Origin of the sequence: Mycobacterium sp. IEC1808 (assembly GCF_002101935.1) — a bacterium.
GTDB lineage: Bacteria > Actinomycetota > Actinomycetes > Mycobacteriales > Mycobacteriaceae > Mycobacterium.
Genome location: NZ_LQPV01000011.1, coordinates 80,440 through 102,318, shown reverse-complemented (window position 1 = coordinate 102,318; position 21,879 = coordinate 80,440). Strand labels below are relative to the sequence as shown.

Below are 21,879 nucleotides of genomic sequence, written 5' to 3'. Positions count from 1 at the left end.
GTTTCGAAAGTTCTTCGGTCGCTTGGACTTCCGTGTCAGTCACGACATCCTCCTAATGGCCGCGCGGAAGGATTCGTCCTTGAGGAACAGCGAGGTGTTGTCGGCGCCCAGGTGGCTCCACTTGAGGTCGAGGCCGCCGTCGACGAGCAGCGTCTGGCCGGTGATGTAGCTCGACAGGTCCGAGAGCAGGAACAGGATGGCGCCGGCCTGCTCCTCCGGCCGGCCGCGGCGGCCCATCGCGATCGCCTGCCGATCCCGGTCCGGGTCCTCGTCGACGTAGGTGCGCGAGGCCGCCGTCTCGGTGACGCCGGGCGCCACGGCATTCACCCGGATCCCGGACATCGCCAGCTCGAGCGCCATCGTCCGGGTCATCGCCGCGATCGCGGCCTTGGCGGTCCCGTAGGCGATGTGGAACGGCGCTGTGTTCATGCCGCTGATCGACGAGATCGACACGATCGACCCGGGCCGCTGTTGCGCGACGAGTTCGGCCGCCACGGCCTGGCTCATGAAGAACGCCGTTTCGAGGTTGTCAGTGAAGATCTTGCGCCAGTCTTCACGCGTCACCCGCGTCGACGGCATCCACGTCGACGGCTCGGCGCCGCCGGCGACGTTAACCAGTCCGTAGAGGCTGCCGTCGGCGCGCCGCGTCTGGTCGATCACCGTGGCGATGCCCTCGTCCGTCGACGCGTCGGCCGCGACGGGCACCACCGCCAAGCCCTGTTGCGCCAGCGGGGCGACGTGCTCGTCCAGGTTTTCCTTCGACCGGCTCACCGCGATAACCGTTGCCCCGGCGCGGGCGGTCATGGCCGTGACGGTGGTGCCGATGCCACCGCCGCCGGCGCCGGAAACCACGACGACGCGCCCGTCTAGCCCGAGAAGATCGTCCATGACCTGCTATCTACTGCGCCGCTTTGTCCGGACAAGATACCGCGTTCTGTCCCTCGGAGAACACTATTCCCATCGATGAAGCGTGCTGTCAAGGCCAAGACGGGATGCTTTGACGGCTATTGTCTGGACTAGAACAACTTGATAGCGTCCAGCTCAAACGGCTGACGGAAGGACCTCGGCAGGATATGGCCATCGCGACGCAGCCATCCCGTTACGCGGTACCGCAGTCGATCGGCGTCGCGGAGGGCTGGCGACTCGAGCGGGTCACCGCTCCCAGCCGCCTGTTCGGCGCCAACGGCCTGCGCACCGGCCCGGACGGGCGGGTGTACATCGCTCAGGTGACCGGCAGCCAGATCAGCGCGCTGGATCCACGCACCGGGGAACTGGGGGTCATCAGCGCCAAGGGCGGCGAGATCGTGGCCCCCGACGACGTCGCGTTCGACTCGCGCGGCAACCTGTACGCGACCGAGGTAATGGACGGGCGGGTCAGCGTGCGCGACACCGCCGGCCGGACCCGGGTGCTGCGCGACGACGTTCCGTCGGCCAACGGGATCACCTTTCACGGCGACCGGTTGTTCATCGGCGAATGCCGCGAGGGTGGGCGGCTGCTGGAGCTGGACCTGAACGGCGGGCCGCCGCGGGTGCTGCTGGACGGCGTGCCCTCACCCAACGCGATGGAGGTCGGCCCGGACGGAATGCTGTATTTCCCGGTGATGGGCGCCAACGAGATCTGGCGCGTGCATCCCGACGGCGGCGAACCACAGTGCGTCGCGGGCGATCTCGGCGTGCCCGACTCGGTCAAGTTCGACCCGCAGGGCTACATCGTCTCGACCCAGGTGGCCAGCGGCCAGGTGCTGCGCATCGACCCGCGCAGCGGCGAGCAACGGCTGCTGGCCCAGCTGAGTCCGGGGCTGGACAACTGCACCCTGGTCGGCGATCGGGTGCTGGCGTCCAACTTCACCGGCGAGATCACCGAGATATCGTCGGACGGTTCGACGCGAACCGTGCTGCCCGGCGGGCTGAACTGGCCGCTGGATCTGACCGTGGGCCACGACGGGCGGCTCTACGTCGCCGACGGCACGTACTTCTATGTCGCACTGCCCGACGGGTCGTTGCGAACCGTCGGGATGTTGTTCAGCCCCGGCTATCCCGGCTTCCTGCGGGGCGTCGCGTCGAGCGGATCGGGCGAGTTCGCCGTCACCACCTCGGGCGGCCAGGTCGGCCGTTACCGTCCGGCGGCGAGCGAAACCGAGGTGCTGGCAGACGGTTTCGACCAGCTCTACGGCGTCGCGCTCGGGCCGGGCGGGCCGGTCGTCGCCGAATTGGGCACCGGGCGGGTGCTGTCGGTTCGCTCGGCTGGCGTCGACGCACTGGCCACCGGCCTGCGCGACCCGGTCGGCGTCGCGATGGGCGGCGACGGGGCATGCCTTGTCGCGGAGGCCGGCGCGGGACGGGTGATCCGACTGAACGGCTCGGCCATCGACACGGTCGTCGCCGATCTGCAACGCCCGCAGGGCATTTGCGTGCGTGACGACGTGCTCTACATCGTCGACGCCGGCGCCAAGGAGTTGGTCGCGTTCGACATGAAAACCAAGGATCGGTGGACCATCGCGTCGGGATTGCCGGTCGGACCCCCGGCGGGGGTGGTGCCCAAGCCGCTGAAAGGCATGCCGCCGTTTTCCGGCCCGCAGGGCCCCTTCGCCGGCATCGCCGCCGCGGCCGACGGGACGCTCTACGTCTCGGCCGACGGGGACGGCAGCGTGCTGGCGGTGCGCCGATCGCCGGACGGCCGCTGATGTCCCAGGCGATCTCGAGCGAGCACCGTTATCTGCAGATCGCGCGAACGCTGCGCAAAGAGATCGTCGATGGCGTGTACCCGGTGGGTTCGCAGCTGCCGACGGAGCACCAGCTGTGCGAGCGATTCGCGGTCAGCCGCTACACCGTGCGGGAAGCGCTGCGCCGACTCCGCGAGGACAACCTGGTCGCATCGCGGCCCCGCGCGGGTACCCGGGTGGTCCCCCGGCCGGCGACCAGTTCCTATGCGCAGGACACGATGTCGATCGACGACCTGCTCGCGTTCGCGTCCGGCGCGCAGCTGACCATCGAGTCCAACGAGATGGTGGAGATCGACGACGAACTCGCCGCGCGGACCGGGCTGCCGGCCGGCACGCAGTGGCTGTCCGTGCGCGGCTACCGGCGGGCCGACGGCGCGTCGGTGCCCCTGTGCCGAACGGAGTACTACATCAACCGCGATTTCGCCGCGGTCGGCCGGCTGCTGCAACGCCACACCGGCCCGATCTTTCCGCTGATCGAGGACCTGTTCGGGGTGAGCATCGCCGAGCTGCGCCAGGAGATCGCCGCGGTGCTGCTGCCGCCCGAGCTGGCCGACGGCCTCGGGGCCGCGGCGGGCACGGCGGCGCTGCAGATGCGGCGCACCTACAAGACCTCCGACGGCGAGGTCGCCCAGGTAACGGTCAACACTCACCTGTCGTCGAGCTTCCGGTACGCGATGACCATGCGCCGCGTGAATGATTAGGACGGACGTGACAGCCCAGGCCCACCGAGACGCGCCATTCGCGGCGGAGGCATACCGGCGTGGGCTGTGGGTCAGCACCACGCTGGCGGACTCGCTGCGCGCGGCCGCGGAGACCACGCCACGGCGAACGGCGTTGGTGGACGGGGACACTCGGCTGGATTGCGCCGCGCTCGACAGCCAGGCGACCCGGTTGGCCAACGCCCTGCTGGCGCGCGTGCCGACCGGCAGCGTGGTGTCGTTCATGTTGCCGAACTGGCACGAGGCCGCCGTCGTCTACCTGGCCGCGACGCTGGCCGGGATGGTGGTGAACCCGATCCTGCCGTCGCTGCGCGACCACGATTTGCGCTTCATCCTCGAAGACGTCGAATCCGCGATGATCTTCGTCCCGCACCGCTTCGGCGGCCACGACTACGCCGCGATGCTCGAACGCGTCACCGCCGCGATGCGCCCCGCCCCCGAGGTCGTGGTGCTGCGTGGCGAACCCGGTGCGCACACGCCATATCCGGCGCTGCTGGAGGGCCCGCCGGATCCCGCGCGGCTGCCGCGGCTGGATCCCGACGCCGCGCGGATGGTCCTGTACACGTCGGGCACCACTGGGCGCCCGAAAGGCGTGCTGCACAGCCACAATTCGCTACACGCGCTGATCAGTCAGATCCGTGACCAGTGGAACGTCGAGCCGGGCGATGCGTTCCTGGTCCCGTCGCCCATCGCGCACATCGGCGGGTCGATCTACGCGTTCGAATGCCCGCTGCTGCTGGGCACGACCGCGGTGCTGATGGACCGGTGGGATCCGGCGGCGGCCGTGGCGCTGATGGACCGCGAACGGTGCACCCACATGGCCGGTGCGACACCGTTTCTGCAGCAGCTGTTGTCCGCCGCCGAGCGCGCCGGCACCCGCCTGCCCGACTTGAAGGTGTTCATCTGCGGCGGCGCGTCGGTGTCGCCGTCGCTGATCCGGCGCGCCGCCGACTATTTCGACAGAGCGGTCGTCACTCGGGTGTACGGCTGCACCGAGGTGCCCGTCGCCACCGTCGGCGCACCCCGGCCGGACGAAGCCGACCGAGCCGCCGACACCGACGGGCGGCCCGGCATCACCGAGATCAAGCTCGCCGCCCACGACTGGGCATCCGACGGTGACGGTGAGATCTGTGTCCGCGGCCCGCAGATGCTGATCGGGTACCGGCATTCGCACGACGATGCCGAGTCATTCGATGCCGCAGGGTTTTTCCACACCGGGGACCTCGGGCGCTGGGTCGATGACGAATACCTCCTCGTGACCGGGCGGGCAAAGGACGTCATCATTCGCAACGGCGAGAACATCTCGGCCAAGGAAGTCGAGGACCTGCTCGCCGAGCACCCCGGCATCGCCGAAATCGCGGTCATCGGGCTGCCCGACGAGCGAACCGGAGAACGGGCGTGCGCGGTGATCGTGCCCTCGGCGGAGCGGGGCGACTCGGAGCCGGGCGTCGCCGACCTGCTCGCCCTGCTGCAAAGCAAGGGTGTCGCGAAGTTCAAGGCGCCTGAGCAGGTGGTCATTTGGGATGCGCTGCCCAAGAACGACGCGGGCAAGATCCTCAAACATCGGATCAGGGCCGCTTTAACACAGGATGGGTGAGATGCAGGTCGCTATCGTCACGGGCGCAACCAGCGGCATCGGTTTGGGATGCGCAAAGAGACTCGCCGAGATGGGAATGGCGGTTCTCGGCACGGGCCGCGACGAGGACCGACTGGCCGAGCTGCAGAACTCCATCGCCGACCCGGCTCGGGTCGCGACCGTGGCCGTCGACCTGACCCAGGACGACGCGCCGCGGCGCATCGTCGACGCCGCCGTCGACCGTTGGAGCCATATCGACTTCCTGATCAACAACGCCGGGGTCGGCAACCCCAAACCGGTACACGAAACCGACGACGAAACACTGGACTACTTCCTGGGTTTGATGTTGCGGGCGCCGTTTCGGCTCGCGCGCGAGGTGCTGCCGCACATGGCACCCGGGTCGGCGATCATCAACATCACGTCGACCTTCGCCGTCGTCGGCGGGCTGCGCGGCGGCGCCTACTCCGCCGCAAAGGGCGGCCTGACCGCCCTGACCACCCACATCGCCTGCCAGTACGGCCCCGCCGGCATCCGCTGCAACGCCGTCGCGCCCGGCGTCACGGTGACACCGATGGTCGAGAAGCGCTTGCAGGACGAGCGATTCCGCAAGATCAACACCGAGCTGACACCGCATCAGCGGCTGGGCACCGTCGACGACATCGCCAGCACCGTTGCGTTCCTGTGCTCGCCCGGTGGGAGTTTCATCAACGGGCAGACGATCGTCGTCGACGGCGGCTGGAGCTCGACCAGGTACATGTCGGACTTCGCCCTGAACTCGGAGTGGGTAGCGAGGTGAAGGTTTCGCCCGCCGCGTTCGTGCGCACCACCCTCCCGCTGAACCTGTCAGGCCTGGCGGAGCTGGATACCGGTCGGTACCACTCGATCTGGCTGCCGGATCACATGGTGAGCTTTTGGCCCGACGCGCTGTGGAAGCCCGAGTTCACCGACCTCGCAACGTCGTCGCCGTCGCCGCATCGCCACCTCGACGGCATGGCGGTCGCCGCGGCGGCGGCCGTGCTGACCGAACGGGTGCCGCTGGCCACCAGCGTCGTGGACACCGTGCGCCGGCACCCCGCGATGCTGGCCCAAAGCGCGCTGACGATCGACCATCTCTCCCGGGGGCGATTCATTCTGGGCCTGGGCAGCGGCGAGAGCGAAAACATCGTGCCCTACGGGTTCGACTTCGCCCGGCCCGTCGGCCGCTTCGAGGAAGCGTTGCGGGTCATCCGGCTGCTGTGGGACAGCGACGGTCCGGTGGACTTCGAGGGGCGGTTCTACCGACTGCATCGCGCCCGCCTGGACACCGAGCCCTACGACGGGCGCTTCCCGCCGATCTGGGTCGGCGCCAGCGGGCCACGAATGCTCGACATCGTCGGGCGCTACGCCGACGGCTGGTGGCCGGCCGGGGCCTGGACCCCCGAGCACTACGCCGAAATGCTCGGCGCGGTAAGGCAATCGGCGGAACGGGCCGGCCGCGACCCGATGGCGATCACGCCGTGCTACGTGCAGGTTTGCCTGATCGGCGAGGACGACGACGCGATCGAAAGGATCTTGCGCGCTCCGCTGGTGGCCGCGTTCCTGCTGCAGGTCTCTGCGGAAGTGCTGCGCCGCTTCGGCTTCGACCATCCGATGGGCGACGACTGGGGCGGGTTTCATGACATCGACCCGACGACGCTGACGCGGGAACGGATCCTCGACTTCCTCGGCCACGTCAAGCCGGAGGCGATCCGGGCGATCGTGCCGCATGGCACACCCCGGCAGGTCGCTCGAATCATCAAGTCGTATGTGGACGCCGGCCTCCGGGTTCCCAAGATCCTGGATTACGGCGCGATGGCCGGACTGGAGTTCAGCGCCGCGTCGGCGGCCAACGTGCGCAAGACGGAGGACGAATTGTTGACTCTGTGTGGCGGGCAACCGTGACGGCGGGACTCGACGCGGACGCGATGCTTGCCCGCGCGCAGGCCGAGGCGGGGCGGGACGACTACGGCGATCCGACACTGCCGCAGCGGTTCCGCCTGGCCGTCGACCACTTGAACGATATCGGCATGGACGCCAACGGCATTGAACAGGCCGAAGGGGTGTGCCATTGGCTGCTGACGTCGCGCCTGGAATTCATCGAGGACCGCAACCGCTATCCGATCGGTGCCGAGGTGATCGATCACCCGATGTTCGTCACGGGGGAGCCGCGCTCGGGAACCACGCTCGTGCACGCCCTGATGGCGGTGGACCCGCACGCGCGCGCGCTGCGGTTCTGGGAGGTGATGTACCCGTCGCCGCCGCCCGGCACCACCCGCCCCGACGACCCCCGCCGCGCCCGGGCCGACGCCGATTGGCGCGAGATCAACGCGAAGATGCCCAAGTGGCTGCTCAGCCACCCCTACAACGACATGCTCGGCGACGGTCTGCCCGAAGACGAGCGCACGTGGGCCTTCGACTTCCGGGTGATGACCCCGACGGCGTGGTGGCGGGTGCCGATGCAGACCCTCGTCGGCGGCCTGCCGACGGACCCGGCCGCGCAGTACCGCCTGCACAAGGCGATGCTGCAGCAGTTTCAATACAACCGGCCCCGGAAGTACTGGGTGCTGAAGGGATTTCACGGCTTTCGGCTCAAGGAGCTCTTCGATACCTATCCCGACGCGAACCTGCTGTGGCTGCATCGCGACCCGGTCCAGGTGGCGGCGTCGCGCACCATGATGATGGCCGACATCCTCGACGGTATCGTCGGCCCGATCGATCTCGCGGTCGAGGCGAAAAAGCACCTCGAAATGACGCGGGCCAGCATCGCCAACACCATGACCAACCCGCTGGTCGACGACCCGCGAATCCTGCACATCCCCTACGCCGATTTCATCGCCGACCCGATCGCGACCGTCGGGCGCTACTACGCCTTCTGCGGGCGAGCCCTAACCGGCGAGGCCGAGGCGTCGATGCGCGATTACCTGGCCTACAACCGCGGCGACCGCTACGGGAAGTTCCGCTACTCCACCCGGTTGCTGACCGACATCGGCGAGAACCTCGACGACCTGCACGCCGAGTTCGCGCCCTTCCGGGAGCGGTTCGGGGTCAGCATCGAAAAGCGGGACTGAGGCACCCGTGCGCGCGCTATCGGTCCACAACGTGACGTTCCTCGGGGCGGATACCGATGAGCTGCACCAGAATTGGACGGTCCTTGGCCTGCGACACCTCAGCATCCTCGACACCCAACTCCTCGACCCCGCCTTCGTCCGCCTGATCCGCGCCGAAGAGTACGCGGTCGAAGCGGTCTACCACCTGTTCCGCGCCGGGCCGGACCTGTCCCGGCTGATCGATGCCGCCGCAACGACGGGTGCGCGGTGCATCTACCTGCTCACCGGCGGCCGAGACGGGCTCACCTGGGAGCAGGCGGCCGAGCGGTTTTGCGGCGCGATCGAGCCGTGCGTGCAACAGGCCGGGCAGGCCGGCGTCGGCCTGGCCATCGAAAACGCGTCGAGCCTCTACGCCGACATCCATCTCGCGCACAGCCTGCGTGACACGATCACCCTCGCCGAGCTGGCGGGGCTCGGCATCTGCATCGACCTGTTTCACTGCTGGGCCGAAGCCGATCTCGCGGGCCTGCTGCGGCGGGCGCTGCCCCGCACGCAACTGATCCAGCTGAGCGATTACGTGCTGGGCGATCGGGCCCTACCGGCCCGCGCGGTACCCGGCGACGGCGCGATTCCGGTCGAATCGTTCGTGGCCCAGGCGCTGGCCGGGGGCTATCGGTTCGGTTTCGACCTGGAGTTGCTCGGACCCCGCATCGACGCGGAGGGCAGGTTGGCGGCGGCCGTGCGGGCGTGCGCGACGGTGCACGCGATGCTCGACAGGCTCGACGGCTGAGCAGCCGAGAAAGGAAGGGGTGCGGTGGCTTTCGGCGACGGGGCGGACGACGCGGCGCTCGACCGCGCGTGGGACGAATTCTGCGAGCGATTGAAGGTTGCCGGCAAGCAGGCGTTCAAAGACTTCAACGCGACCTCCGGCGTCCAGCGCGCCGACGCGTTTCGCTTCCTCACCCAGAACCTGGGGCAGGCGTTCGATCTGGCCCTGGAAACCCGCGACACCCGCTATCCGGTGCTGCACGCCTTCTGCAACCCGACCCGGAAACTGGGCGGGGACTGCGCCGATTTCACCTACCAGCAGGCCTGGATCGACGGCGAATCGACCTACCGGATCACCGGAACCCGCGGCACCGCACCCTTTTTCAACATCACCGTGCAGGGGGCGCGCCCCGACGGCCCGCACGTCCTGCACGAGCCGTTCGGGGACGTGCCGGAGGTCAACCTGCTCGGCCACCAGCTCCGAGTCGAGCCGGACGGCACCTTCGTGCTGTATATCGGCGGCCCCGAGCGCGGCCCGAATTGGCTGCCGACCACCGCGCAGTCGCGCAAGCTGTTCATCCGCCAGGGCTTCGACCGCTGGGACGAGCGACCCGCGCGGATGCGGATCGAGCGCGTCGACATGACCTCGCCGAAGCCGCTGCCCAGCCCTGACACCATGGTCGCGGCCATGCGCTGGGCGGGTGATTTCGTCACCGGGCTGATGAGCGACTGGCCCGAGTTCCCGTTCACCCACGGCGGCGTCGACGGTGAACATCCGAACCGGTTCCCTCGCCCGGACGCGTCCGACGCTGACGCCAAGCGCGGCCGGGCCGCCGTCAACATGTATTGGGAACTGGGCCCCGACGACGCCCTCATCGTCGAGTTCGACGCCCACGAGGGATTGTGGATGATCACGAACATGGGGGCCTACTTCACCAGCATGGACTTCCTCTACCGACCGGTCAGCTACACCCCGAGCCGCGCATCGGTCGACGACGACGGCAAAGTCAGACTGATTCTGGCCCACCGGGACCCGGGCCTGCACAACTGGATCGACACCCAGGGATTCGAGCGTGGGAACCTCACCTACCGGCACATGCTCGCGGGTCAGCCCGTGACGCTGACGACCCGGCTCGTCAAACACGCCGACCTCACGCGGGCGTTACCGCCGGAAACCGCGCGTGTCACCAGCGCCGAACGCACCGCGTTGATGTGGGAGCGCTTCAACGGGATCCGTAATCGATTTCCCCTCTGATGCGCCCACGCACGCGCGTGTCTTTCCGGCTATCCGGGCTCCCGCGCAACTAGGCTGGCTGCGATCACGAGGAGGGGCAGCGACGTATCGGCATGGGCCAGGGCGCGTTAACGGCGGACACTGAACCGGGCGGGAGGAACCCCGCACCGGCGCGTTCTGCTGGTCGGCCGCGATGGGTCGCCCCGGTGCGCCGCGCCGGCCGGATCGCGATCTGGGATCAACCCGAACGGCGCAGCGGCATTCCGGCGCTGGACGGGCTTCGCGCAATCGCGGTCACGCTGGTACTCGTCGGGCACGGCGGCATCCCCGGTGTCACGGGCGGGTTCATCGGCGTCGACATATTCTTCGTCCTCAGCGGATTCCTGATCACCTCGCTGCTGCTCGACGAGCTCCAGCGCACCGGCCGAATTGAGCTGACCGGCTTCTGGATTCGGCGGGCACGACGGCTGCTGCCTGCCCTGGTGCTGATGGTGCTCACCGTGGGCGCGGCCCGCGAGCTCCTGCCGAGCCAGTCGCTCACCGGATTACGCGACGATGCGATCGCCGCGTTCCTCTGGGTCGCGAACTGGCGGTTCGTGGCCCAAAACACCGACTACTTCACCCAGGGCGCCCCGCCGTCGCCGCTGCAGCACACCTGGTCGCTCGGGGTGGAGGAGCAGTACTACTTCATCTGGCCGGTCCTGCTCATCGCGGTGACCCTGCTGCTGGCCGCGCGGGCCCGGCGCTACTTCCGGCGGGCCACCGTCGGCGGGGTGCGGTTCGCCACCTTCCTGATCGCCACCACCGGCGCGCTGGCCTCCGCGGCCGTCGCCATCGTCCTGGCCTCCGATTCGACGAGGGACCGAATCTATTTCGGCACCGACACCCGTGCGGAGGCGTTGCTCACCGGCGCCGCCGCGGCGGCACTGCTGGTGCGCGATTGGCCGTCGATGAACCGCGGCTGGTGCCTGATCCGCAGCCGGTGGGGCCGGCGGGTCGCCCGCTTCCTGCCGCTGCTCGGCGTGGCCGGGCTGGCGGCGGCGACCCACTTCGCGTCGGGCCGTGCCGGTGATTTTCGCCACGGTCTGCTGATCGGGGTCGCGGTCGCGTCCGTCCTCGTGGTCGCCCCGGTGGCGATGGAGCAGCGCGGCGCCATCGCCCGCATCCTGGCCCTGCGTCCCCTGGTGTGGCTGGGCACCATCTCCTACGGCGTGTACCTGTGGCATTGGCCAATCTTTTTGGCCCTCAACGGTGAACGCACCGGATGGTCCGGCCTGCCGCTGTTCGGCGCCCGGTGCGCCGCCACGGTGGTGGTTGCCGCGGCGTCCTGGTGGCTGATCGAACAACCGATCCGCCGGTGGCGGCCGGCGCGGGTGCCGCTGCTACCGCTCGCGGCGGCGACCGTGGCCAGCGCCGCCGCGGTGACGCTGTTGGTGGTCCCGGTGGGCACCGGGCCCGGCCTGCGCGAGGGCCTGCCCCCGGGGGTCTCGGCGGTGGCAGCGGTCTCGCCGTCCCCGCCGGGCGGTGGCCGCCCCGCGCCCCGCGATCCCCACCGGCCCTTCACCGTTTCGGTGTTCGGCGACTCGATCGGGTGGACCTGGATGCACTACCTGCCGCCGACGCCCGGCTTCGCGTTCCTCGACCACACCGTCATCGGCTGCAGCCTGGTGCGCGGCACGCCCTATCGGTACATCGGCCAAACCCTTGAGCAGCGGCCCGAATGTGACGGCTGGCCCATCAGGTGGTCGGCGCAGCTCGGCCAGGATCAGCCCGACGTCGCGCTCTTGATCATCGGCCGCTGGGAGACGGTGGATCGGGTCAACGAGGGGCAATGGACGCATATCGGCGATCCGACCTTCGACGCCTACCTCAACGGCGAGTTACAGCGAGCGCTGAACATCTTGAGCGCCAACGGTGTTCGTGTGGTGGTGGCGACCGTGCCGTATAGCCGGGGCGGTGAGAAGCCGGACGGGCGGCTGTATCCGGAGGACCAGCCCGACCGGGTCAACCTCTGGAATGCCATGCTGCGCAAGACGGTCGCCCAGCACACCGGCGTCCAAATCCTCGACCTCAACAAAAAGCTGTGCCCGGACGGCGTTTACACGACCAAGGTCGACGGCATCAAGGTGCGCAGCGACGGCGTCCACCTCACCCCCGAAGGGGTGAAATGGCTGACGCCCTGGCTCGAGGAATCCCTGCGCTAGGCGCCTAATCGCCGGTGCGGCAGCTGATTTCCATGCTGTCGCTTTCCCGGACGAGGAAGTTGAAGCTGACGTAGCCGTTGTCCGGGTCCCGCACCCGGTCGAGGTAGGGCTGGGTGTCCGCGGCGCTGGCGTTGTCGGCGACGATCAGCGCGCCGGTCGTCAGGCGCGGTTCGAGTAGCTCGATCACCGGGAGGTAGAGGTCCTTCCACCCGTCGAGCAGGACGAAATCGACCGAACCGTCGAGCTTGTCCAGCGTGGTCAGCGCGTCTCCCTCCAGAATGGTGATCACGTCGTCCAGGCCGGTCTCGGCGAACGTCTGCTTGGCGGCGGCGATCTTGCTGGCGCTGAGCTCGGTGGTCACCACCCGGCCGGTGCCGTTGTCGCGTACCGCCGCGGCCAGGTGAACCGCGGAAATTCCGAAGGACATGCCGAACTCGACGACCGTGGCCGGCCGGGTCGCCCGCACCAGCGCGTAGAGCAGGCGACCGGATTCCGGTGTCACCGGGATGTAAAACTCGCTCATCGCGTCGGCGCGCTCCTGCGCGCTCATCGGCCGGTCGAAATCGCCGACCCTTTCCCGCAACCGCGACATTTGATTTTTCGTTTCGGTGTACATCCGGTCGAGCACCGTCGCGACCTTGGGCGCCTGCAAAGTATTAGCCATGGTTTCGAGCGTAGTCGCGACCGTCGATGGGCCCGTTGGGTTAACAGAAACCAACGTGATGGTTGCGTAAAGTAATTTGACGCCCCTTGGGTCGCGGTGCAATATGGACAGGCAAGCACCTCGGTAGGTGAGGCGTCTGCACGGATACAGGCCACTGACCCCGAACGTCGAGAGACGCCCCGGGTCAGGACAGCTCTTCCCGGACCCAAGGGTTGAGCCCAAGTGGCTTCCGGAACCTCCGGATACGCCGTGCAGTGCCGAAGCTCCGACGAGAGGGGTGCGACCGGTGGTTTTCCGCCGGTCATTTCGCCTCTCCCGTTCAGGTGAATGTGACGACACCCGCGTGTGTCCCGGCCGTGAGGAGGTGAGGGCGAGATGAGTCCCGGCGACAGTCCGTATCCCAATTCCGTCTTGTCCCGATCCTGTTCCGGCATTCTTTTCGCCGCCTGATTTGTTCGGGCGCCCTATACCGCTGCGCAGCAAGCGCATTGCGGGCGCCCACGGCCATGCCAGGAGCCGATCGGACCTCCCGACAGGAGACGATCATGGCTTTTGTTGTTGCACACCGACTTGCCGGTCCGCAGCGGGGACGTGGCCGGTCGATGCTGCGAATCGGCCGACTCTTGGTCGGCAAGCTGCACGCGCGCAGCACGCTGACTCCGCAGGAGCGGGCCAACCTCTATGTCTCGCGGATGCCGATCGCGGTCATCTCGGCCTCGCTGGGCGGGCATCCGCCGGACAGCAACCGGCGGTGATTCGCTAGCCCGAGCCCGAACCTATTCCAGATAGCGAGGATTCGATGACGTCGATCTCGACCGAGCCCCGCGGCGACCTGAGTGCGTCCGAGGCGCCAGGCCAAGCCGTGCTGGATTCGGCGCACGCCGGCGACATCGTCGGCGCGTTCGGCCGCATCCACCGGGACGCCGCACACCCGGGTACCGGTGGCCGCTGGCGGCGGCTGCGGACGCTGATGGTCATCACCGGTCCCGGACTGATCGTGATGGTCGGGGACAACGATGCCGGCGGCGTCGCGACGTACGCGCAGGCGGGGCAGAACTACGGGATGGGGCTGCTGTGGACGCTGGCAATGCTGATCCCCGTGCTGTACGTGAACCAGGAGATGGTGCTGCGGCTGGGCGCGGTCACCCGGGTCGGCCACGCGCGGCTGATCTTCGAGCGGTTCGGCAAGTTCTGGGGCGCCTTCAGCGTCGGTGATCTGCTGATCCTGAACGCGTTGACGATCGTCACCGAATTCATCGGAGTATCACTGGCACTCGGGTTCTTGGGCTGCCCCAAGGCGATCGCGATCCCGGCCGCCGCGGTGTTGCTGTTCGCCGTGGTGGCCGGGGGGTCGTTCCGCCGCTGGGAGGGCCTGATGTTCCTGCTGATCGCGGTGAACGTGCTCATCATTCCGATGGTGTTGATGGCGCATCCCACGCTGAAAGGAACGGCGGGCGGGCTGGTGCCGCAGTTCCCGGGCGGGCTTAACTCCACCGTGCTGCTGCTCGTCGTCGCGATCGTGGGCACCACGGTCGCGCCGTGGCAGCTGTTCTTTCAGCAGTCCAATGTGGTGGACAAGCGCATCACGACCCGCTGGATCGCTTATGCCCGAGCCGATCTGATCATCGGGATCGTCGTCGTCATGGTCGGCGCGACGGCGTTGATGGCGGTGACCGCGTTCGGGTTGGCCGGCACCGCCGATGTCGGCGGCTTCACCGACGCGGGTGCGGTGGCCGCCGGCCTGGCCCGGCACCTCGGCGGGACGGTGGGCGCGCTGTTCGCGATCATCCTGCTGGACGCGTCCTTGATCGGCGCCAATGCGATCGGGCTGGCCACCACGTATGCCGTGGGTGACGCGTTGGGCAAGCGGCACTCGCTGCATTGGAAGGTCCGCGAGGCTCCGCTGTTTTACGGCGGGTACGCCGTGTTGCTGGCGGTGTCCGCCGCGGTCGCGTTCAGCCCGGACCACGTCCTGGGCCTGGTGACCCAGGGCGTGCAGGCCCTCGCGGGCGTTCTGCTGCCGTCGGCGACGGTGTTCCTGGTCCTGCTCTGCAACGACCGGGCGGTGCTCGGGCCGTGGGTAAACACGGTGCGGCAGAACATCATCGCGTGGGCCGTCGTGTGGTGTCTGGTGGTCTTGTCGCTTGCGCTGACGGCGACGACCTTCTTCCCGGGCCTGTCCACGGGCACCATCGAGGCCGGTCTCGCGGTCGGTGCGACGCTCGGGATCGTGGGCGGGGGCGTCGCGATCGTCACCGGCCGGCGGCACTCCGACCGGCGGGACGCGGAAGCCGTCGCGGGGACGCTCGGCGGTGGCCTGGATCCCGAAGAGGTGGACGAGCTCGACGACGCGCCGCTCCTTACGCGCGCCGAGCGGCGGGCCGTGCGCCGGCAGGACCGGGCGCACTGGCAGACCCCGGACCTCGCCATGCTGGACCGGCCGGTCATGCCGCCGATTCGGCGGGCCGGGCTGTTGACCCTGCGGGGCTATCTGGTCGTGGCCGTCGTGTTCGTGATCATCAAGATCGTGCAGGCCGGCATAATCGGGCCGGCCACGTCGCTGTGAACTAACCGTTCGGCAGCAGTACGATTTTGCCGCGGGTGTGCCGCTTTTCGAGTTCCTCGAAGGCGTCGGCGACGCGGTCCAGCGGGTAGCTGCCGGCGACCTCGAAATCGATGGTGCCGGTAGCGATCAGGTTGGCCATCTCGGCGAGCACTTCCGGCGTCGACGCGTCCACACTGCCCTCGGTCTTGGCGCCGACCTCGCCGGCCTTCTGGAACGAAATGATGGTCTCGATCCGATCGGGCGCGACGCCGAGATCCACGGCGAGCTGGACGTAGTCGGGGCCGAACAGATCGATGAACGCGTCGATCCCGCCGGGCGCCGCCGCTCGCAGCCGGTCGGCCAGGCCGTCGCCGTACTCGATCGGGGTGACGCCATGGGCGCGCAGCCAGTCGGCGTTGCCCGGCCCGGCGATACCGAGCACCACCGCCTTGCGCAGGACCAACAGCTGCACGACCAGGCTGCCGACCCCTCCCGCCGCCGCCGAAACGGCGACCGTCTCGCCCGGTTTGGGGTCGACGGCGCGAACGGCGGCGTAGGCCGTCACACCGGCCACGTACAGCGAACCCGCGACCTCCCAACTCAATTCGGGAGGCTTGCGAATCAGCTGATCAACCGGAACGGCGGTATGCGTGGCGTGGCTGGAGCGGCGGAAGCTGAACCCCAGGACTTCGTCGCCGACGGAAAACGCCGTCACTCCGGGTCCCACGGCGGTCACCACCCCAGCAAGGTCGCTGCCCTCGCCGGACGGAAAGGTGGCGGGGAACATGTCATGCATCGCACCGCTTCGGATGGCGGCCTCACCGGGATTGATCCCGGCGGCGCGAACCTCGACCACCACCTCGTCCGGGCCGGGCGACGGCATGTCCACGTCCGCCACGTAGAGGACGTCGCGGTCCCCATAACGGTCGAACCGTACGGCTCGCGCCGTTCCTGCCGTCATCTTTCCCCCTCACGCCGCGAACAGGCCTCGCCCCCGCCAGCATAGGCCTGGCCTGCTCTTGTTCCGGCCCCCATTTCGCAGTAGCGTCAGGCGCCGCGGACTGGACAGGGAGGGAACCCGATGGAGCTAGCTCGGATCACCGCCGCCGGCTGGGCGGTCGCCGGGGTAGTCGGCGCCGCAACCACCGGCTGCGGTGACTACCACCACAGTTCGCCCTCCACATCGATACCGGGCACTGGCGCGACCAGTTCGAGCGCGGTGACGAGCCCGTCGCCCGGACAGCAGACCGATTACAGCAACTTGCTGATCAAGGCCAGCGACATCGGCGGCGACTTCACCACTCCCCAGCCGCCGGTGCTCAACCCGAACAACGCCGCGGGCGTCGCGCAACTCTTCGCCAATGCCGACAACAGCCGCCGGATCGGTGACACGATCCTGATCGTCGCCGATCCGAAGGTGGCGGCGGCGGGAGTCGAGAACACGAAGGCCAACTACGCGGGCAAGGTCAGCGGAACGTGGCAGCCGATCGATATCGGCTCCAACGGCGCGATGATCTCCGGCACCGCTCCGGGCAATTCCCAGGCCATCACGGTGCTGCTCTTCAACGAGGGCAAGGCACTCGTCAACCTCGAATTCGACAGCGCGCCCAACGATCCCATCGACCCGGGCGTCGCGACCGATGTCGGCCGCAAGCAGGACGCGGCGGTCAAGAGCGGGTTGCCCAGCTAGCCTACGCCAGCAAGCGCAGGTCCGACACGGAGTTGTCGATCAGGGCCGCCCAGAGGTGCGAAATGTCTTTGTCCCCACCGATCTTGGCCCCCTGCGCAGCCGTTTCTCCGGCTTCCGGTAGGCGTCGAGCAAGGGAAGCACGAAATGCTGGCGCTGCCTGTCCGGCGAGGCCCTTGCCAGGGTCCGCGACGGGTCAGGCCACGACCTGGACGGGATCGCCGACGCTCACCTGGTTGAAATACCACGCCGCATTGTCCGGGCTCAGATTGATGCATCCGTGACTGACGTTGGCGTGGCCCTGCGAGTCAACCGACCACGGGGCCGAGTGCACGTACACGCCGCTGTTGGTGATCCGCACCGCGTACGAAGCGATGATGTCGTATCCCTCGGGCGAACTCAGCGGGATGCCGATGGTCCGCGAGTCCATCCGCACGGTGCGATCCTTCTCCAGGGCGGTGAAGCTGCCGATCGGCGTCGGACGGGAGGGCTTGCCCATCGACGCCGGCATCGTGCGAAGCACCTCTCCGTTTCGGCTGACGGTGAATGTGTGCTCGGAGATGCTGGCGACACCGAGGAGCGCATCACCGGTTTCAAAGCCCGTCGTCAGGGCCTGCACACCCACCGAGACGCGGGTGTGGGCGGGCCAGTAGTGATTCGGAACCCACTGCACGACGTTATTTTCGACCCACTCGAAATGCCCCGGCATGCCGCTGGGCGATGTGACACGAATCGACCGTTCGGCCGCGGCGCGATCGGCGACGGGCGCGGTGAACTTCACCACGACCGGGTGCGCCACGCCCACCACCGCGCCGTCGGCCGGCGCAACCGACGCGACTACGGGCACGGGATCGGGCACCGGGACAGCGGCCACGCTGCGAGCGCCGTTCCCCAACACGCCAATGGCCGTGCACGCCACCATAACGAATAGATAACGAACCGCTCGACGCATGGCGCCCACCCTTTGCGATTGTGCAGTCAACACCACGATATTCTACTGGCTGTCTACCCATTACGGTTTTCAGCAAACAATTCCAGCTTCGCCCACTCGTCACAACAGCGATCGGATCACCGGTTGGGTTCGATCCCGTCACGGGGGGCCGGTGAGGAGCGGGCATGGCAGCAAAGGATCGCTATACGCGTCCGTTGGCGCCTTCGGCGGCGCTGGTACTGATCGATGTACAGCGCGATTTTCTGGACATGCCGGACGGAGATGCGCCGATGCCGGTCGCGGGTACCTATGCGGCGATCCCGGCAATGGCAAAGCTGGCGACCGCCTTCCGCGAAAGCGGGCTGCCAATCGTGCATGCGATCCGCCTCTACCGGCCGGATGGGTCGAACGTCGACCTGGTGCGGCGGCAATCGATCGAGGAGGGCGCGAGAATCGCGGCACCGGGCAGCTACGGCTCGCAGATCGCCGCCGAACTGTTGCCCAATGTCGTTGAGCTGGACCACGAATTGCTGCTGTCCGGCGGTTTCCAACAGATCGGAGCCGCCGAGCACGCGATGTACAAGCCGAGGTGGGGCGCGTTCTACGGCACCGCCCTCGAGCGTCATCTGCGCGAAAGTAACAGCGACACATTGGTTTTCGCGGGATGCAACTTCCCAAACTGTCCTCGCACGTCGATCTACGAGGCGTCCGAACGCGACTTCCGGATCGTCCTGGTGTCCGATGCGATCTCGGGCCTCTACGAAAGGGGTGCAGACGAATGCCGCGCCATCGGGGTGGATGTCGTGGGGTTGTCAGAGACACTCGCTTGGCTGGCGCGCGGGTGACGCGTTAGCCTCAGCGGAGGTCGGCGCCCGAACACCGAGCGCGTCATACCGAGGAGTGCGGGTGCTTTTCCGTCAACTGGAGTACTTCGTTGCGGTCGCCCAGGAGCGCCACTTCGCCAGGGCGGCCGAGAAGTGCTACGTGTCGCAGCCCGCGCTGTCCGCCGCGATCGGCAAGCTCGAACGCGAGCTCAATGTCACGCTGATCAACCGTGGCCACAGCTTCGAGGGCCTCACGCCCGAGGGTGAGCGATTGGTCGTGTGGGCCAAACGGATTCTCGCCGAACACGACGCGTTCAAGGCCGAGGTGCACGCCGTCCGGTCCGGCATCTCGGGAACGCTTCGGCTGGGCACGGTGCCCACCGCCTCGACGACGGCGTCCCTGGTTCTCTCGGCGTTCTGTTCGGCGCATCCGCTGGCGAAGGTGCAGATCCTGTCCCGGCTGGCCGCCACCGAGCTGTACCGGCGCCTGCGCGCGTTCGACTTGGACGCCGCAATAGTGCACTCCGCCACCGACGACGCCCACGACGTGAACCTGGTGCCGCTCTACGAGGAGCACTACGTGCTGCTCTCCACGGCCAGCATGCTGCCCGCCGCGGCGTCGACGCTGACGTGGCCCGAGGCGGCGCAGCTGCCGCTGGCGCTGCTCACCGCCGACATGCGGGATCGCCAGATCATCGACGAAGCTTTCGCCGGCCAGGGGATCACCGTTACCCCGCAGGTCGAAACCGATTCCGTCGCTTCGCTATTGGCGCAGGTGGCCACCGGGAACTGGGCCTGCATCGTGCCGCATACCTGGCTCTGGACGTCCCAGCTGGGTACGGAAGCCCGAGACATCCGCGCGGTCGAGATGGTCGAGCCGGCGCTCAAGGCCGAGATCGCGCTGGCCACCAATGCTTCCGGGCCGGGCTCACCGGTCGCGCGTGCGCTCACCGCGTCCGCGCAACAGTTGCAGCTGGGCGAGTTCTTCGACGCGCAACTGTTGGGCATCACGCGCCGGCGCTGACCACCGCCGGCGATGTGGCCGCGCTGCTCGGGTTCAGGCTTGCCAGATGCCCGCTTTCCACGCCGGCCGTCGGGTCGAGTTCGCAGTCGATGACCGACGGCCCCTTGCCGGCGATCGCCTCGGCCAGCGCCGCGCGAAGCTCGGCGGGGGTGGTGACGTGATATCCCTTGCCGCCGAACGCCTCTGCGATCAGCTCGTGACGCGCCCGCCCGTTCAGCACGGTCGGCGCGGGATCCGGCCCCGTTGCGGCCGAGCCGGCCGGCGCCTCGTCGCCGCGGTAGACGCCGCCATTGTTGAGGATGACGACGGTCACCGGCAGCCGGTAGCGGCAGATCGTCTCGACCTCCATCCCGGAAAACCCGAACGCGCTGTCGCCCTCGATCGCGACGACGGGGTCGCCGGTCTCCACCGCCGCGGCGATGGCGTATCCCATGCCGATGCCCATCACCCCCCACGTGCCGGTGTCGAGCCGGTGCCGCGGCGCCTCCATGTCGATGACGTTGCGGGCCAGGTCCAGCGCGTTGGCGCCCTCGTTGACCACATAGACCCCCGGGTTTTCCTGCAGCACAGAGCGAATGGCGCCCAGCGCGTTGTAAAACCGCATGGGATGCGGGTCTTCGGCGAGTCGTTGAACCATCTTGGCCTCGTTGCGGGCTTTGCGCTCGGCCAGCTCGTCGACCCACTCGGTGGGCGCGACGACGGGGTCCGCGGCCACCGCGTCGCAGAGGGCCGACATCACCGAGCCGATGTCACCGGTCAGCGGCGCCTCGATCGGCCGGTTGCTGTCGAATTCCGAAGCCGCGATGTCGATCTGGACGAACTTGGCGTCGCGGGACCATTGCGGCGACTCCCCGTGGCCGAGCAGCCAGTTCAGCCGGGCGCCGACCAGCAAGACGGCGTCGGCGCGCGCGATCGCCAGCGAACGCGCGGCCGCCGCCGACTGCGGGTGCGAGTCGGGCAGCAGCCCTTTGGCCATCGACATCGGCAGGAACGGAATCCCGGTGTCCTCCACGAAGTTCCGGATCGTGTCGTCGGCCCGTGCGTATGCTGCGCCCTTGCCGAGGACGATCAGCGGTCGGCGCGCCCGCCGCAACACCTGCAGCGCGCGATCGACCGACTCCGGTGCCGGCAGCTGCCGCGGAGCCGGGTCGACAACCCGCCACACGGTCGCCGCCGCCGCGGACGCCTCCAGGGTCTGACCCAGGACGTCGGCGGGGATGTCGAGGTAGACGCCGCCCGGCCGACCGGAGACCGCCGTGCGAATCGCGCGCGCCACGCCGCGGCCGATGTCCTCGATCCGGCCGATCCGATAGGCGGCCTTGGCGAAAGGCCTTGCGGCCTCGAGCTGGTCGAGGTCCTGGTAGTCACCGCGCTGCAGGTCCACCATCGCGCGATTGCTGGAACCCGAGATCTGGATCATCGGGAAACAGTTCGTGGTGGCGTTGGCCAGCGCGGGTAGGGCGTTGAGAAATCCCGGACCCGACGTCGTCAAGCACACGCCCGGGCGGCGGGTGAGGAACCCCGCGGCGGCGGCGGCGTTGCCGGCCGAGGCCTCCTGTCGGAAGCCGATGTAGCGGATGCCCGATGCCTGGGCGGTGCGGGCGAGGTCGGTGATCGGGATGCCGACGATCCCATAGATGGTGTCGACGTCGTTCGCCTTGAGAGCGTCGACGACGAGGTGAAAGCCGTCGGTCAAACGTGTCATGGTGGCGACCTCCTCGTGAGCTACCTACGGTCAGTCATCACTGTCGTCCCGGTGCGCGCAAGTGTCCAAGACTAAGCCGCTATGCAGCGATTCACGCCGTCTATCGATAGTCGGCGGTTATCGATAGTGAGCGGATCGGTATTGGACGGACACACCGGTCGCGCGGCATGGTTCGAGCAGGAGCTTTCCCATCTACCGAAAGGGGCATGG

Annotated in this window: 18 protein-coding genes, 1 pseudogene and 1 riboswitch; of the genes and pseudogenes, 14 read left to right on the top strand and 5 right to left on the bottom strand. The window is 68.3% G+C overall.

Annotated elements, in window-relative coordinates:
• Positions 1-39: 39 nt before the first annotated feature.
• Positions 40-888 carry an SDR family oxidoreductase gene (locus AWB92_RS07170; protein WP_085184690.1) on the bottom strand — a complete coding sequence of 283 codons (849 nt, stop codon included), beginning with the start codon at positions 886-888 and terminating at the stop codon, positions 40-42.
• A 185-nt stretch (positions 889-1,073) separates the two neighbouring features.
• On the opposite strand from AWB92_RS07170, the gene AWB92_RS07165 reads away from it, so the two are divergent.
• From AWB92_RS07165 to AWB92_RS07125, 9 genes are all read left to right on the top strand, one after another.
• A complete protein-coding gene (locus tag AWB92_RS07165; protein ID WP_085184689.1) occupies positions 1,074-2,684 on the top strand; it encodes an SMP-30/gluconolactonase/LRE family protein in 1,611 nt (536 codons plus the stop codon).
• Positions 2,684-3,424 carry a GntR family transcriptional regulator gene (locus tag AWB92_RS07160; RefSeq protein WP_085184688.1) on the top strand — a complete coding sequence of 247 codons (741 nt, stop codon included), beginning with the start codon at positions 2,684-2,686 and terminating at the stop codon, positions 3,422-3,424. Before AWB92_RS07165 ends, AWB92_RS07160 begins: the two co-directional genes overlap by 1 nt.
• A gap of 7 nt (positions 3,425-3,431) precedes the next feature.
• The gene (locus AWB92_RS07155) at positions 3,432-5,039 is read left to right on the top strand and encodes an AMP-binding protein (protein WP_085184687.1); all 1,608 of its coding nucleotides are present in this window, start codon (positions 3,432-3,434) and stop codon (positions 5,037-5,039) included.
• On the top strand, positions 5,032-5,814 hold the full coding sequence (locus tag AWB92_RS07150; protein ID WP_085184686.1) for an SDR family oxidoreductase: 783 nt from the start codon (positions 5,032-5,034) through the stop codon (positions 5,812-5,814). The genes AWB92_RS07155 and AWB92_RS07150 overlap by 8 nt, the downstream gene beginning before the upstream one ends.
• Positions 5,811-6,938: an LLM class flavin-dependent oxidoreductase gene (locus tag AWB92_RS07145; protein ID WP_085184685.1), complete on the top strand. Its 1,128-nt coding sequence runs from the start codon at positions 5,811-5,813 to the stop codon at positions 6,936-6,938. Before AWB92_RS07150 ends, AWB92_RS07145 begins: the two co-directional genes overlap by 4 nt.
• Complete coding sequence (locus tag AWB92_RS07140; RefSeq protein WP_085184828.1) at positions 6,935-8,104, top strand: sulfotransferase; 1,170 nt, start codon at positions 6,935-6,937, stop codon at positions 8,102-8,104. The genes AWB92_RS07145 and AWB92_RS07140 overlap by 4 nt, the downstream gene beginning before the upstream one ends.
• A 7-nt stretch (positions 8,105-8,111) precedes the next feature.
• Positions 8,112-8,873 (top strand): TIM barrel protein, encoded by a 762-nt coding sequence (locus AWB92_RS07135; RefSeq protein WP_085184684.1) that lies wholly within the window; start codon positions 8,112-8,114, stop codon positions 8,871-8,873.
• Positions 8,874-8,897: 24 nt separating this feature from the next.
• Complete coding sequence (locus tag AWB92_RS07130; RefSeq protein WP_085184683.1) at positions 8,898-10,106, top strand: DUF1214 domain-containing protein; 1,209 nt, start codon at positions 8,898-8,900, stop codon at positions 10,104-10,106.
• A gap of 92 nt (positions 10,107-10,198) precedes the next feature.
• On the top strand, positions 10,199-12,289 hold the full coding sequence (locus tag AWB92_RS07125) for an acyltransferase family protein (RefSeq protein ID WP_142281977.1): 2,091 nt from the start codon (positions 10,199-10,201) through the stop codon (positions 12,287-12,289).
• Positions 12,290-12,293: 4 nt separating this feature from the next.
• Here the strand turns inward: AWB92_RS07125 and AWB92_RS07120 are convergent, their stop codons facing one another.
• Entirely contained in the window at positions 12,294-12,953 is a 660-nt protein-coding gene (locus tag AWB92_RS07120) for a class I SAM-dependent methyltransferase (protein ID WP_085184681.1), read from the bottom strand.
• A gap of 112 nt (positions 12,954-13,065) precedes the next feature.
• Positions 13,066-13,237: riboswitch (M-box (ykoK) riboswitch) on the top strand.
• A 261-nt stretch (positions 13,238-13,498) separates the two neighbouring features.
• On the opposite strand from AWB92_RS07120, the gene AWB92_RS29305 reads away from it, so the two are divergent.
• Both AWB92_RS29305 and AWB92_RS07115 read left to right on the top strand, forming a co-directional pair.
• Complete coding sequence (locus AWB92_RS29305; protein ID WP_142281976.1) at positions 13,499-13,708, top strand: hypothetical protein; 210 nt, start codon at positions 13,499-13,501, stop codon at positions 13,706-13,708.
• A gap of 44 nt (positions 13,709-13,752) precedes the next feature.
• Positions 13,753-15,519: an NRAMP family divalent metal transporter gene (locus AWB92_RS07115; protein WP_085184680.1), complete on the top strand. Its 1,767-nt coding sequence runs from the start codon at positions 13,753-13,755 to the stop codon at positions 15,517-15,519.
• 1 nt (position 15,520) lies between these two features.
• Here AWB92_RS07115 and AWB92_RS07110 read toward each other — a convergent pair whose 3' ends face one another.
• On the bottom strand, positions 15,521-16,459 hold the full coding sequence (locus AWB92_RS07110; RefSeq protein WP_085184679.1) for an NADP-dependent oxidoreductase: 939 nt from the start codon (positions 16,457-16,459) through the stop codon (positions 15,521-15,523).
• Positions 16,460-16,579: 120 nt separating this feature from the next.
• Between AWB92_RS07110 and AWB92_RS07105 the strand changes: the two genes are divergently transcribed.
• Entirely contained in the window at positions 16,580-17,188 is a 609-nt protein-coding gene (locus tag AWB92_RS07105; RefSeq protein WP_085184678.1) for a hypothetical protein, read from the top strand.
• A 193-nt stretch (positions 17,189-17,381) separates the two neighbouring features.
• On the opposite strand, the gene AWB92_RS07100 is transcribed toward AWB92_RS07105, so the two are convergent.
• Positions 17,382-18,137 carry a L,D-transpeptidase gene (locus tag AWB92_RS07100; protein WP_085184677.1) on the bottom strand — a complete coding sequence of 252 codons (756 nt, stop codon included), beginning with the start codon at positions 18,135-18,137 and terminating at the stop codon, positions 17,382-17,384.
• Between the two features lie 164 nt (positions 18,138-18,301).
• On the opposite strand from AWB92_RS07100, the gene AWB92_RS07095 reads away from it, so the two are divergent.
• Both AWB92_RS07095 and AWB92_RS07090 read left to right on the top strand, forming a co-directional pair.
• Positions 18,302-18,961, top strand: coding sequence for an isochorismatase family cysteine hydrolase (locus AWB92_RS07095; protein ID WP_085184676.1), 660 nt, complete (start codon positions 18,302-18,304; stop codon positions 18,959-18,961).
• A 61-nt stretch (positions 18,962-19,022) separates the two neighbouring features.
• Positions 19,023-19,964 (top strand): LysR family transcriptional regulator, encoded by a 942-nt coding sequence (locus AWB92_RS07090; protein WP_085184827.1) that lies wholly within the window; start codon positions 19,023-19,025, stop codon positions 19,962-19,964.
• Here AWB92_RS07090 and oxc read toward each other — a convergent pair.
• Positions 19,948-21,672, bottom strand: a pseudogene (oxc, locus tag AWB92_RS07085) (oxalyl-CoA decarboxylase); the annotation flags it as partial. The gene AWB92_RS07090 and the pseudogene oxc overlap by 17 nt on opposite strands.
• Positions 21,673-21,879 lie beyond the last annotated feature (207 nt).

Coding starts and splice junctions, on each gene's coding strand:
- AWB92_RS07170 (WP_085184690.1), bottom strand. CDS start 888: ATGGACGATCTTCTCGGGCTAGACGGGCGCGTCGTCGTGGTTTCCGGC.
- AWB92_RS07165 (WP_085184689.1), top strand. CDS start 1,074: ATGGCCATCGCGACGCAGCCATCCCGTTACGCGGTACCGCAGTCGATC.
- AWB92_RS07160 (WP_085184688.1), top strand. CDS start 2,684: ATGTCCCAGGCGATCTCGAGCGAGCACCGTTATCTGCAGATCGCGCGA.
- AWB92_RS07150 (WP_085184686.1), top strand. CDS start 5,032: ATGGGTGAGATGCAGGTCGCTATCGTCACGGGCGCAACCAGCGGCATC.
- AWB92_RS07125 (WP_142281977.1), top strand. CDS start 10,199: ATGGGCCAGGGCGCGTTAACGGCGGACACTGAACCGGGCGGGAGGAAC.
- AWB92_RS07120 (WP_085184681.1), bottom strand. CDS start 12,953: ATGGCTAATACTTTGCAGGCGCCCAAGGTCGCGACGGTGCTCGACCGG.
- AWB92_RS29305 (WP_142281976.1), top strand. CDS start 13,499: ATGGCTTTTGTTGTTGCACACCGACTTGCCGGTCCGCAGCGGGGACGT.
- AWB92_RS07115 (WP_085184680.1), top strand. CDS start 13,753: ATGACGTCGATCTCGACCGAGCCCCGCGGCGACCTGAGTGCGTCCGAG.
- AWB92_RS07110 (WP_085184679.1), bottom strand. CDS start 16,459: ATGACGGCAGGAACGGCGCGAGCCGTACGGTTCGACCGTTATGGGGAC.
- AWB92_RS07105 (WP_085184678.1), top strand. CDS start 16,580: ATGGAGCTAGCTCGGATCACCGCCGCCGGCTGGGCGGTCGCCGGGGTA.
- AWB92_RS07100 (WP_085184677.1), bottom strand. CDS start 18,137: ATGCGTCGAGCGGTTCGTTATCTATTCGTTATGGTGGCGTGCACGGCC.
- AWB92_RS07095 (WP_085184676.1), top strand. CDS start 18,302: ATGGCAGCAAAGGATCGCTATACGCGTCCGTTGGCGCCTTCGGCGGCG.